Origin of the sequence: Maribacter polysiphoniae, assembly GCF_003148665.1 — a bacterium.
Classification (GTDB): Bacteria; Bacteroidota; Bacteroidia; order Flavobacteriales; family Flavobacteriaceae; genus Maribacter_A; species Maribacter_A polysiphoniae.
The window spans coordinates 447,622-461,132 of the sequence record NZ_QGGQ01000001.1; the positions used below are offsets into that span (position 1 = coordinate 447,622).

Genomic DNA, 13,511 nt, shown 5'->3' on the forward strand with positions numbered 1-13,511 from the left:
TCTAAAAGATTCCCATTCTTGATCTCTTTTAGTATTCTCGTTAATTAACCTTTTGTAGGACATAAATTCCTTTATCTAATACTGAAGTTAAAGTATCTATTGGATGTGATACTTTTTCAAAAAAATATTCTGTAAAGGGTAAAGAAGTATTAAAATAGAACAATTTGTATCAAACAATACCAAGCTTAATTTAAAACCTGTTTGCGTGCAAATTGCGTGCAAATAAAAAAGGCTTCAAAAGGTAAAAACCCTTGAAGCCCTACAAAACTTGGTGGAGAATACCGGAGTCGAACCGGTGACCTCTTGCCTGCCAGGCAAGCGCTCTAGCCAGCTGAGCTAATCCCCCATGGCTTTAAGACGTCAAAGGAAATACTTTTTGTTCAAGTATCAAAATAGTATATTCGTTTTCTTTAACGGGTTCTAATAAAAAAAACAAAAATATGTCAAATTTAAGAGGAAAAGTAGCTTATATCACGGGTGGTTCCAAAGGAATAGGGTTCAGCGTGGCCAAAACATTGTTGGATGCGGGAATGAAAGTGGCCATTAGTGGTAGAAATATGGAAACAGTTGAATCCGCGGCCAAACAATTGAATGATGGGAATAACGTCCTTGCCTTACAATCCGATGTGTCCCAACTTGGGGATGAGCAGCGCGCTGTAAAGGAAATTTTGGATACGTGGGGGCAATTGGATGTTGTTTTGGCCAATGCGGGCGTAGGGCATTTTGCGCCTGTGGATGAGATGTCGGAGGATCAGTGGAACAGTATGATCAATACCAACTTATCCGGTGTGTTCCATACCTTAAAAGCCTCTGTGGAGGCCCTAAAGGAGTCTAAAGGGTATTATATGACCTTGGCGAGTTTGGCAGGAACGAATTTCTTTGCCAATGGAGCGGGCTACAACGCAACAAAGTTTGGTGTTGTGGGCTTTACACAAGCGGTGATGCTCGATCTGCGAAAATATGATATCAAAGTTTCTACCATAATGCCGGGATCCGTGGCTACCCATTTTAACAATAATGAGCCTTCGGATAAGGATGCGTGGAAAATACAGCCTGAGGATATTGGAAAATTGGTATTGGATCTATTAAAAATGCATCCACGTACGCTGCCAAGCAAAATAGAGGTAAGACCGACAAGGCCCGACAAAAAGTAATGTCATACTTCTTTTTCGATAAAGGGGATGTTGGGATTACAGATTTCCAGGACAAGTCGTTTTAATTCCTTGGTGAAATCGGAAAGGGTGTCGGGGGTAATGGCAATGTTTTTACCGGATCTGCTGTTTTTACTCGATTTTACCGCGAAATTCAATAATCCGGCACTAAGGTTCTTAAAGGAAATGATGCCAGCCTCAATCTCGTAGTCTTTTTTTCCTTCGGTGTACATCAAGGCATAACATAACAATTGGAAGGCCTTGCTGTATTTGTAATCTTCGGTAAGTATGGTCCAGTCAAATATTTCTACTTGATTGGCCAATACTTTACCGGATTTATAATCGATGATACGGAGTCTACCATCAATTTCGTCAATGCGATCCAATTTGCCTTTGAGATGTACTGGAAATCCCACTTCGGTAAAGCTCAAGGCGATTTCCATTTTTTGTTCCAGGCCAAGGATTTTGATCGCGTGATTTTCGCTTTCGCGGATCTCATAGTCGATAAAAGACTGTATGTATTTGAGAATAACATTGTATGCGATGAGGTTCTTGCCACGTAGCACTTCTATAGCGGCATACGACTTTGCGAAATGGTGTTGTACCAAGCCTTCTATTTGGCCTTTCATTTTTGTCAGAAGCTCTTTGTTCAAAAATTTACCGATCAGGGGGGTATAAAGGTCCTCCAAAGTGTCGTGGATAATAGTACCGAAAGTATTGGCGGCTACCGTTTCCTCAACTTCGGGAAGGTCATTGATCTTTAAAAGGTTCTGTTTATAAAAATCCAAGGGGTTTCTGATATAGTTACTTAGGGAGGAGGGGGAGAAACCTTTAAGGGCATGCCCTTGTATAAGCTGCAGTAACGCTTGATCCTTTTGAATACGGATTTCCTTTTCAGGTTCCACCTTTATATCCGGTATGGCAACATATTCGGTAATGTTGTTTTTAATATTTTCATCGGTTAATAGTTGTGTAATAAGGCGACTTCTTTCACCACCTTCCAATACATCGGGTTCTGTGTTGTAAATGAGGTAAATGTGTTTGGCACGCTGTAATAGGCGATAGAAATGATAGGTATAGACGGCGTCCTTTTCTTTAAACGTGGGAAGACCGAAATTTCTTTTTAAATCGAAGGGGATGAATGAGTTGTTCGATTTTCCAGCCGGAAGGATCCCCTCATTGACAGAAGAGAGTATGACGGTTTCAAAGTCGAGGTTTCTACTTTCGAGCATTCCCATAATCTGTAATCCTTCAATGGGATCACCTTTAAAATCAAGCGTTTCCATGGATACCAATTCCTGAAAAAGGGTTTGTAACGATTTCAGGTCGTTTATGAACTCGTGCTCTTCGAGTATCATGGCAATTTGATTAAAGATGCCATAAAAACGATACAATTCTTCCAATGCCAGTGAATTGTTATTGTTTTGGAGCTTGGTCTTTAAAATGGCCGTGATCTCTAGACAATGTCTTATGAATTCAATGGGGGAAGGAATAGGCTCGTAAAACAAGGTACCCAAAAAAGGGTGATCAATTTTTATGAGGGATAACAACTGGTGTCGGGTTAAAAAAGAGAGATTGTGTGTTGTTATTTCTTGTACTAAAACCTCGGATAGGGCGATATGATCATCATTTAACAATAAATGGGTGTACGGGTCGGAAAGGAATGACAAAATATTCTTGTAGTACCAGCCATGGGGTTGTTTATGTACGTAAAGATCAAAGAATTGGTTAAAGAAATTTTTAAATGAAGTCTTGTCCAACGGGAAACCCATTGTAATATTGACCTTTTCGATTTCTTTGGGTATCGAATTCAATAAAGGATTCAGTAATGACTCGTCATTGAGTACAACGGCCGTACTGCTTAGCTTACCATTTGTATTCAAGGCCATTTGCTTCAACAGCGAGCCAATATACTTGGTTTGGGATATATTCTTTGGTACCCCGATGATCTCAATCCTTTTGTCCTGGATAAAAGAGCTGCTTATGCCTTTAAGGGCGTGCTGTTCTAAATAAGGCCAGGTCTTTTTATGATTTCGTATAAAATATCCGGCGTCGTGTATTTGGTCTTTCAGGAAATACGAATCCAAATCCCAAAAAATATCGGCATTACCGGTTTGTAATATACTTTGAATTATAGTGCTCTCTGCCGTATTTAAGGCGTTGAAACCAATAAAAACATGGCGTTTGTGTTTCTGTGCAAGGATATAATCCTTTAATTTTTCATTCGCCTTACGGTATACTAGTCCTTGATGCCCAATATCTTTTTTGAGTAATCTTTTATTGAAGGAATGATAAAGCTGGTCAAGGGTATTCCAGAAATTGACATAGTCTTGCACCATTTTGGTTTTTTCCGCAGCGAGATACCAATGGTTTATTTCCTGTATGGCCGATAAGTTGGAAAAGAGGGACTTTTCATCAATAAGGTATCTATCGATTTCATTGAAATCCTGTAAGAGTGTTTGTCCCCATTTAGAGAAATCTAGAAAACTGTCCTGGTCTTTTTCCGGTTGCTCTAAGTAAGCGTAGTATAGTTCAAAAAGTTGCTGGGTGTTTGTTGCGGTGGAGAGGCCTGAGATCTCTGAAACAAATTCTTCGATACTATAGATGATCGGTGCGAATATAGGATTCTGCGTGATTTTCGCAATGCCCTTCTTTAAGTATGAACCGGCCCTCTTACTGGGAAGGACAAAAATGGTATTTTCAAAAGAACCTTGGTCCTTGTATATTGTAGATAAAACCTGTTCTAGAAAACTTTGCATGACCAAAAATAAAAAAAGCCCTGACGATATCGTCAGGGCTTTCCAAAATTATTTTTGAAATAATGTCTATAGAAGAATTATTTGATCAAGTTGATTTCAACCCTTCTGTTTTGTTTTCTACCGCTTCTAGTATTGTTTGTAGCGATAGGTTTTTCTTCACCGTAACCTACAGCAGACAATCTGAATGCATCGATACCTTTTTCTACTAAGAAGTCTTTTACAGAAAGAGCTCTTGATTCAGAAAGACTTTGGTTCAATTTAGCACTACCAACACTATCAGTGTGACCTTCAACAGCAAACTTAGCAGTTGGGTACTCTTTCAAGATTTGGATAATGTCAACCATTACTGAAGTAGACTCAGCTTTGATAGAAGATTTACCAGTGTCGAACAAGATAGTTCTTGCATAGTCGTTCAATTGTTTTTGAACTTCCTCAGTAACTTCAGGACAACCTTGGTTAGCAACAGTACCTGCTACTTCTGGACATTTATCATCTTTATCCAATACACCGTCGTTATCTTTGTCAGTCCAAGGACAACCTTTGTTTTCAGCAGGACCAGCTTCGTTAGGACAAGCATCATCTTTGTCAGCTACACCGTCACCGTCAGCATCAGGACAACCAGCAAGAGCGGCTACACCAGCTTCGTTAGGACAAGCATCATCTTTATCAGCTACACCGTCACCATCAGCATCAGGACAACCGTTCATTTCTTTAGAACCGGCAGCGTTAGGACAAGCATCCTTGCTATCTTCGATACCATCACCGTCAGCATCAGGACAACCGTTGAAAGCTTCAAGACCAGCAACTTCTGGACAAGCATCATCTTTGTCATAAACACCATCACCGTCAGTATCAGTTCCACCAAATTTAACAGAGATACCTGCTAGGTGTTGCATATGAGGTGCAAGATAATCTTCGAAAGCATGTTTGTATTGAGTCTGTAAAGTAAGACCAATGTTTTCTGTAAACCAGATATTAACACCAATTCCACCGTTAGCAGTACCAGCACCGATTTCGTCGATCCAAGTATATCCACCACCGATTTCTACGAAAGGATCGATAACCGTGTTTTTCAAAATGTTATATTTAATCGTACCATCAATAGAGTAGTATGATAAATCATCAACATCATTATCACCCCATTTGTCGATTTTATTTAAAGAACCTCTAGCACCTACAGAGAAACCATCTCCTACAGATTTAGATACACCAACGTAAGAAATAGAAGGAAGAATGTTCCAATGGTCAGTCGCATTAAAGTATTCATTCCCGAAAGAACTGCCTGGGAAGTCACCAGTAGGATACACATCAACGGCATTCACCCCAAAACTAATCTGCCAAGGGTTATTCTCGTCTTGCGCTTGTAAGTTGTTAACTCCTACAAAAAGTAGGGCAACAACCAATAATTTGCTAAGATGTTTCATGTTCAAAATTTTAAGTTTAAGTGTTTATTAGCTGCAAATGTAAGTTGTTAAATATTATTAACAAAAATAAATTCCTATTTTTTTTAACGTTTTTAATAGATAAAATAGCGCATTTAAACGATATTTAGTTGTTGCCCTACCTTGATGAAAGCTTTTATGGCCTTATTTAAATGCTCAATTTCATGTGCGGCGGATAGTTGAACACGAATCCGTGCCTTGCCTTTAGGGACTACCGGATAATAAAATCCGATTACATAAATACCCTCTTCAAGAAGTAAGTCTGCCATTCGTTGTGATAATTTGGCATCATATAACATTACCGGTACTATGGCGGAATCTCCATCTATAATGTCAAATCCTGCTTCTTTCATGCCTTTTTTAAAATATTCCGTGTTCGATTGTAGCTTGTCACGTAACGCGGTGTCATTGGCGAGCATTTCAAATACCTTTATAGAGGCCCCTACGATAGATGGCGCCAGGGAATTGGAAAATAGATAAGGTCTGGATCGTTGTCTCAGGAGTTCAATGATTTCTTTTTTCCCTGTTGTATAACCACCCATTGCACCGCCGAGGGCTTTTCCCAAGGTACCTGTAATGATATCTACCCGGCCCATTACCCCTTTTTCCTCCAAGGTGCCCTTGCCATGCTTACCGATGAAACCAGCGGCATGGCATTCATCTACCATGACCAAAGCATCATATTTATCGGCCAAGTCACAGATTTTATCCAAGGGGGCCAATAGTCCATCCATAGAGAACACCCCATCGGTAACAATGATCTTGAACCGAACCTTGTCTTTTTGGGTCTGTTTCAATTGGGCCTCCAAATCGGCCATATCACTATTGGCATAGCGATATCGTTTTGCTTTGCAAAGGCGAACACCATCTATTATTGATGCGTGGTTGAGCGAATCTGAGATGATTGCATCCTCAGGGCCCAGCAAGGGTTCAAAGACACCGCCATTGGCGTCGAAGGCAGCAGCATATAATATGGTGTCTTCGGTTTCATAAAATTCCGCTATTTTCCTTTCAAGTTTTTTATGGATATCCTGCGTACCACATATAAACCGAACCGATGACATTCCAAAACCGTGGGTGTCCATAGTGTCCTTGGCGGCTTGTATGACATCTGGGTGGGAGGAAAGTCCCAGATAGTTGTTGGCGCAGAAGTTGATTACCTCATCCCCGGTTGATAATGTAATTACGGCAGCTTGTGGTGATGTTATGATCCTTTCACTTTTGTAAAGTCCGTCATCCTTTATCGACGTCAATTCGTCAGTTAGATATTTTTTTATTTCTCCGTACATAGTGCGTTGGTTTTAAACATATTCTATAGTTACATCTTTATTGATATAGACGATTATCTTATTTGCAATGGTATAGCCCATGCGGTCCAAGACCTGGGCATATGTGTTCAATTGATTTTTATAGGAGGTGTTGTGCTTTCCGGTTTTATAATCAATAATAGTGGCGCTTTTGTTTGAAATGACCAAGCGATCAGGACGAAGCATTTCGCCATTTTCAGTAATGATTTCCTGTTCATTCATTATAATATTTCCCTTTGAGAAAAACGGCATTAGGGCATCATGTGCAATAACGGACATTATCTTCCTTTTTAAAGTGGGTGCCACTTCATCGGTAATCATTCCTTTATGTGTCAAATGCTCAAAAACGGCATCTACATCTTCCTGTACTTCGATCAATCCCAGGATATGATGTATGAGGTTTCCTTGCAGAATGGCCTCTTCCTGTACCGTATCCCAAAGCATTCCTGCATTTGTCATGATTTTGAAACTGGGATTCTCCTTATTGGTATACTGATAAGGAACGGATTTCTCCATTGTTTCGTTTTTTGAGGAAGGGGTATGGTTTTCCAGACTTCCAAAAGAATATATGGTTTCCGTGTCGTTCCAAAGTTGTTTGTTCTTTAGGTAATCTATAAAGACATCCGAATAATGGGTCTTTCTAGTCGATTGTATCGCCTTGGTATCTTTCAAGGAGATGATGAACAACGCCCTTTCTGCCCTGGTCAACGCTACATATAGTATATTGAAGGCATCCAACTCGAGCATGTGCTGTTCTTCCTCGTAGGCTATTGCGGCATTTTCATTGTAATCAACGACTTCCTTTTTCTTGTTGATCAACACCTCCTTAAATCCGTTATATTGGTCTTCGTCAACGGCAAGCCATAATTTGGGATCTATTTCCTTATAGATATTAGAATTGGCATAGGGGAAGATAACGATGGGGAATTCGAGACCTTTCGATTTATGAATACTCATGATCTTGACGGCATTCAAATTGTTGGGCGCCGCAATACTGTGTTTGTCCTTTTTCTTATCCCAATAAGACAGGAAAGTGACAATTCCGGTACCCTCCTTCTGCTCTACCTCCAGAACAATATCCAATAAAAAAGTAAGATAGGCATCGGAACCTTTTATAAGGTCGAATTTTTTGATGGCGAGTTCCAACCCATCATAAACAGACATGTTCTTAAATTCCGAAAACCTGAAATTGTATTCATCTTCCAGGAAACCCTCAAGATTATGCAGGTTGCCACTGATCAGTGAATGTTCGTCATTGCGTTCGCCTACCAGATAATACAGAATATTATAACTGGCTTCCATATCGTCTGCTTGGCTACTGAAATGTAAAAGATCGATTAAAAACCGCACCTTGCGGTCATTGGCGATCAATAAGGAATCTGGGGAAATAACCGGAATCTTATTTTCGGTCAAATAATCGGCCAAGATATACCCATGCTTGTTGTCCCGGACCAAGATCGAAATATCATTGAAAGAAAAACCCTCTGCCCTAACTTTGTCAATAGTACGAAGTACTTCATCGCAATACAGTAAATCCAAGTCCTGTTCCTCCGCATCCTCAAGAAAGGTAATCTGTACGTACCCTCCTTTTTTCGTGTTGGTTTTCTGTTGGTTTCCCTGTTCAAACAATTCCTTATAAAGTTGATTGTTGAGTAACGGACTGGTTACTGTGAAAAAGTCATTGTTGAAATTTATAACCTCCTCATGACTTCGATAATTTGAAGGAAGATTATAGGTTTTTGGGGGTATGACAAACGGATTGGTATGCTCATTGACCAAATTAAGGAATTGTTCCGCATTGCCACCCCGCCAACGATAGATGGCCTGTTTGGCATCACCGACCAAAAATAGGGAGCCCTTACCTCCTTGGTCATCTTCACTTTCCAGGGCATTACCCACTAGGGGGACTAGGTTGTTCCATTGTAATTCGGAAGTGTCCTGAAATTCATCGATGAGATAATGACGGTACTTTTCGCCCAAACGTTCATAGATAAACGGGGCAGGTTGGTTCTTTATCTCGTTTGAGATTAAGGTATTGAATTCAGATATTGATAGTTGGCTCCTCTCTTCTTGAAGCGATTTCACTTCTTTTTGAATGGCATTCAATACCGTTAGGGGCACTAGATTCTGATGAATATTGTTCAAGAACAGTGCTTGGTTATAGGTTTCCTTGATTTTGGAGAAAATAACACTGAATCTTGGGTGTAGCCCATCTATGATCGACTTTATGTTTTCTGGGCAGGATTTTATGTACAGTGGTTCGGTTTCGAAATTCCGTTTCCATCCAGCACCAAAATCAAGATCAAAATCCCCATTTGCGATTTTTACCATGAACTTGGGAAAATAACCGGATTTGAAATTACCATGGACCAGCCCATTCTCTTGCATCATGGCCAAGGTTTCATCAGCACTCGCCACTAAGTCGCTTTTGAACTTTTTGATTCTTTTTTGAATGATTTTCCTAAGTGTGATAAAATCATTTATTTCTTTCGGTTTCAAAAGATCGAGGTGCCCAAAATTGGTCTCGTTAAAAAGAAGTTTTCCGATTTTATATAGATCAAAGGAAATATCCCAGCTTTTGTCCTCATCGATCTTGTCCAAGGCAAACTCCATCAATACCCGGGTCAAGGCTTCATCCTGTCCTACTTTTTCCAAAAGATTGTCGACCGCTTCAAACAGTAATAGGTCAGTATCGAGGACAACCTCAAAATTCTGGGCGATCTTGAGGTCCCTGGCAAATGTCCTTATAAGCCTATGGTTGAATTTATCAATGGTCGATATATCGAAAAAACCATAGTTATGAAGAATGAGCTTCAGGGTAGTTTTGGCCTTTTGTCTCAGGGTTTCAAAATCAAGTCCCAATTCTTCGCGTAGGTCATTGAACATTACGGAAGCGGCGTCTTGGGATTGGGTTGTTGAAAATTCGAATAGGCTTTTTAGGATACGCTCCTTCATCTCGTTGACCGCCTTATTGGTAAAAGTAACGGCCAGGATTTGGCTGAACGAACGGTCCGAGGAAAGTACAATTTTGAGATATTCCTTGGTTAGGGTATGGGTTTTTCCCGAACCTGCCGATGCATTGTATATTTTAAAGGAATGTCCTAACACGGATTTTTATTCTGCAAATTACATAATCTATAATTGTTCTTAACAATTTATTGGCTGAATTAGTCTGTTAAAAAATGTAAATTTGATCAACATATTTTCTAACTAAAAAACTATAATTATGGCTTTTGAATTACCTAAATTACCTTATGCATACGATGCATTGGAACCACATATTGATGCCAGGACAATGGAAATACACCATACAAAACATCACAATGGGTATACCAATAATCTAAATGCGGCGATCGCCGGAACCGATTTGGATAAGAAATCAATTGAAGACATTTTGACCAACTTGGATATGGGTAACGGTGCAGTACGTAACAACGGAGGTGGTTTTTATAACCATTCCTTGTTTTGGGAAGTAATGTCACCAAATGGAGGTGGGGAACCTTCAGGTGAATTGGCCAGCGCCATTAATGATGCCTTTGGCTCTTTCGAAGCTTTCAAGGATAAATTCAGCAAAGCAGCAGGTACCCGCTTTGGTTCTGGATGGGCTTGGCTATGTGTACATAAAGGTGGAAAATTGGAGGTGTGTTCAACACCTAATCAAGACAATCCACTTATGCCAAATACAGGATGCGAAGGTTTTCCTATTCTTGGTTTGGATGTTTGGGAGCATGCCTATTATTTAAATTATCAAAATAGAAGGCCTGATTATATAAACGCTTTTTTCAATGTAATCAATTGGGAAAAGGTTGCAGCGCTTTATGCTACCAATAAATAAAAGACAATCTTGCAAAAAAGCCCTTTAAGTCCCTGACTTAAAGGGCTTTTTTATTGTCCAAAAAATAGAAAAGGGCGGAGAAGCCTCCACCCTTTTCGTCCCAAATCTTACCATAAACTTAACCTACTTATGCTATGGCGAGACTAAAATACTGGGTTTGTGGGAAATAAAAAAGGAATTTTAGCAAATTTTAGGCTTCTTTCATTCTCCCTATGTGGGTTTTAATTTGTTTAAAGTAAGGTTAAACCTGTTAATTGTTGGGCTTATGCAAATAAAAAAGGTAGGGCAACGCCCTACCTTTTTTCCCCAAATCTTACCATGAACTTAACCTACTTATGCTATGGTCCCACAAACATAGGGTATAACGTAAGGGTATGGAAAGGTATTAGGTAAACTTCCTGTTATTGGGTTGAAATGCTTTGGGTTGTGTTTAATGAAAATAGGTTTGGAAGAAAGCGGTTGGTGTAAAAATAAAAAGGTAGGGCAACGCCCTACCTTTTTCCCCAAATCTTACCATGAACTTAACCTACTTATGCTATGGTCCTACAAACATAGGGTATAACGTAAGGGTATCGAAAGGTATTAGACAAACTTCCTGATATTGGGTTGAAATGCTATTTTGGGATGTTTTATGGATGATCTGGTTTAGAGGGAGTGGAATAGTGTAAAAATAAAAAGGTAGGACATTGTCCTACCTTTTTCCCCAAATCTTACCATGAACTTAACCTACTTATGCTATGGTCCTACAAACATAGGGTATAACGTAAGGGTATCGAAAGGTATTAGACAAACTTCCTGATACTTGGTTAAAGTGTTCGATTAGATGGAAAAACTACTTGGCGTATGCAACCAACTTTAAGGATGCTCAGTGCTAGCGATATTTTTTTTGGATATAAATCGAAGGAAAGGAAGTTGGATTTAGTGCAATAAAAAAGGTGGAGAAGTCTCCACCTTTTTTGCCCCAAATCTTACCATGAACTTAACCTACTTATGCTATGGCAGGTCTAAAGTAGGTGGGTAGGTTTCGTTCTTGACTATAAAGACGATAAAACCCTTAAATTATCGATGAAATGCACATTTAATATGTATTTCATCGATAAAGTGTGCTAATAAGCTCTTTCGTTCTTTCCTTGGTAGAAGTTGATAAATGCCTTGTTTACAACCCTATTGCCCCCTTTTGTTGGATAGTTACCGGTAAAATACCAGTCCCCTAGGTTTTTAGGACAGGCTTCATGCAGGCTTTCTATCGTTTGATAAATAATCTTGACCTCGGCCTTAATATCGATAGGGCTCAAGAGCTCTCCTATTTTATCGGATATTTGTTGGGCGGTAAAAGGTGCGTAGAAATCCTTGACATAATTAACGATGTCATCATCCTTTACATTGAGCTGGGCCAGGCATTTATTGTAAATGGCTGTTACCTGATCCATGGTATTGTGGTCTTCATGAAGGGCGAGTGCAGCCTTAAAGGCAACGAAATCCTCCAATTTGGCCATGTCAATACCATAACAATCCGGATATCGAATCTGTGGGGCAGAGGAAACAACAATGATTTTTTTGGGCGATAAGCGATCTAATATCCGTAGGATACTTTTTTTAAGTGTTGTTCCCCGTACGATACTGTCGTCAATGATAACAAGGTTGTCATTCTTTTTTACGGAACCGTAAGAGATGTCATAAACATGGGCGACTAAATCATCCCTGCTACTGTCCTGGGTTATAAAGGTTCGTAGCTTGGCATCCTTTATGGCTACTTTTTCAATCCTAGGTCTTACCGCCAGAATTTCATGAAGCTCCTCGCTTGTGATTTTAGTACCGATGGATAATATTTGTTCCTCCTTCTTTTTGTTCAAATAATTCTGCGCCTCCTTGACCATGCCAAAGAAGGATGTCTCTGCGGTATTCGGTATATAGGAAAAAACGGTGTTTTTTATATCGTGGTTGATGGCCTTCAGGATCTGGGGAAAAAGAAGTTTCCCAAGTTTCTTGCGTTCTTGGTAGATTTCCTTGTCACTACCCCTTGAAAAATAGATGCGTTCAAAGGAACATGCTTTTCTTTCCTTTGGTTTCAATATCTCATTGATTGAAGAACTGCCATCCTTTTTGATGATCATGGCATGGCCCGGGTCAAGTTCCTTGACCTTTTCAAAAGGAACATTGAATACGGTTTGTATGGCCGGTCTTTCTGAAGCGACCACGACTACCTCGTCATCTTTGTAGTAATAGGCGGGTCTGATACCGGAAGGGTCCCTTAGCACAAAAGCGTCCCCGTGGCCCAACATACCGGCCATCGTATAACCACCATCCCAGTTCTTTGCGGCCCTTCGTAGTATTTTATTGAGCTTTAATCTTTTTGCGATTAAAGGTGAGGCTTCCATTTTATTGAAGCCTTCTTTCTTTATTTGTTTATAGAGTTTGGCTACGGCATCATCCAAAAAATGACCTATTTTCTCCATCACCGTTACGGTGTCGGCCATTTCCTTTGGGTGTTGTCCGAGTTGTACAAGATTGTCGAAAAGCTCATCCACATTGGTCATATTGAAATTACCGGCAACGATAAGGTTACGGTGCATCCAATTGTTCTGTCTAAGAAAGGGGTGTACGTTTTCAATACTATTCTTGCCAAAAGTACCATAACGTACATGTCCTAATAGTACTTCACCAATATAGGGTATGTTTTTTTTCTGTGCCGCAACATTCTCTTGGTATTCAGGGTGTTCCTTAAAAGCAGAATTGATACGGTCATTGATTTGATCAAAAATATCCTGAATGGGCTGTTGTTGTATCGAGCGTACCCTGCTCATATAGCGCTCACCGGGATCCATATCCAATTTGATACTCGCAAAACCAGCACCATCCTGACCGCGGTTGTGCTGTTTCTCCATCATAAGGTACATCTTGTTTACCCCGTAGAAAGCCGTACCGTATTTTTCTTTATAATAGGATAAAGGTTTTAGTAAACGGATTACCGAAATACCACATTCATGCTTAATTGCGTCGCTCATCGCTTCTTTAGA

The 13,511-nt window shown here is 39.9% G+C and carries 7 protein-coding genes and 1 tRNA gene; 2 read left to right on the forward strand and 6 right to left on the reverse strand.

Going from position 1 to position 13,511, the window contains the following annotated elements; genetic code table 11:
- Positions 1 to 269: 269 nt before the first annotated feature.
- Positions 270 to 346: transfer RNA gene (locus LX92_RS01870), tRNA-Ala, on the reverse strand.
- A 94-nt stretch (positions 347 to 440) separates the two neighbouring features.
- Between LX92_RS01870 and LX92_RS01875 the strand changes: the two genes are divergently transcribed.
- The gene (locus LX92_RS01875; RefSeq protein ID WP_109648571.1) at positions 441 to 1,154 is read left to right on the forward strand and encodes an SDR family oxidoreductase; all 714 of its coding nucleotides are present in this window, start codon (positions 441 to 443) and stop codon (positions 1,152 to 1,154) included.
- 2 nt (positions 1,155 to 1,156) lie between these two features.
- On the opposite strand, the gene LX92_RS01880 is transcribed toward LX92_RS01875, so the two are convergent.
- The 4 genes from LX92_RS01880 to LX92_RS01895 all read right to left on the reverse strand — a co-directional run bounded on the left by LX92_RS01880 (position 1,157) and on the right by LX92_RS01895 (position 9,767).
- The gene (locus LX92_RS01880; RefSeq protein ID WP_109648572.1) at positions 1,157 to 3,910 is read right to left on the reverse strand and encodes a PD-(D/E)XK nuclease family protein; all 2,754 of its coding nucleotides are present in this window, start codon (positions 3,908 to 3,910) and stop codon (positions 1,157 to 1,159) included.
- A 77-nt stretch (positions 3,911 to 3,987) separates the two neighbouring features.
- Complete coding sequence (locus tag LX92_RS01885; RefSeq protein WP_109648573.1) at positions 3,988 to 5,334, reverse strand: OmpA family protein; 1,347 nt, start codon at positions 5,332 to 5,334, stop codon at positions 3,988 to 3,990.
- Positions 5,335 to 5,447: 113 nt separating this feature from the next.
- Positions 5,448 to 6,641, reverse strand: coding sequence for a glycine C-acetyltransferase (kbl, locus tag LX92_RS01890; protein ID WP_109648574.1), 1,194 nt, complete (start codon positions 6,639 to 6,641; stop codon positions 5,448 to 5,450).
- A 12-nt stretch (positions 6,642 to 6,653) separates the two neighbouring features.
- Complete coding sequence (locus tag LX92_RS01895) at positions 6,654 to 9,767, reverse strand: UvrD-helicase domain-containing protein (protein WP_109648575.1); 3,114 nt, start codon at positions 9,765 to 9,767, stop codon at positions 6,654 to 6,656.
- Between the two features lie 118 nt (positions 9,768 to 9,885).
- Here LX92_RS01895 and LX92_RS01900 point away from each other — a divergent pair, with 118 nt between their 5' ends.
- Positions 9,886 to 10,494, forward strand: a complete 609-nt coding sequence (locus tag LX92_RS01900; protein WP_109648576.1) for a superoxide dismutase — start codon at positions 9,886 to 9,888, stop codon at positions 10,492 to 10,494.
- A gap of 1,106 nt (positions 10,495 to 11,600) precedes the next feature.
- On the opposite strand, the gene LX92_RS01905 is transcribed toward LX92_RS01900, so the two are convergent.
- Positions 11,601 to 13,499, reverse strand: coding sequence for an amidophosphoribosyltransferase (locus tag LX92_RS01905; protein WP_109648577.1), 1,899 nt, complete (start codon positions 13,497 to 13,499; stop codon positions 11,601 to 11,603).
- Positions 13,500 to 13,511 lie beyond the last annotated feature (12 nt).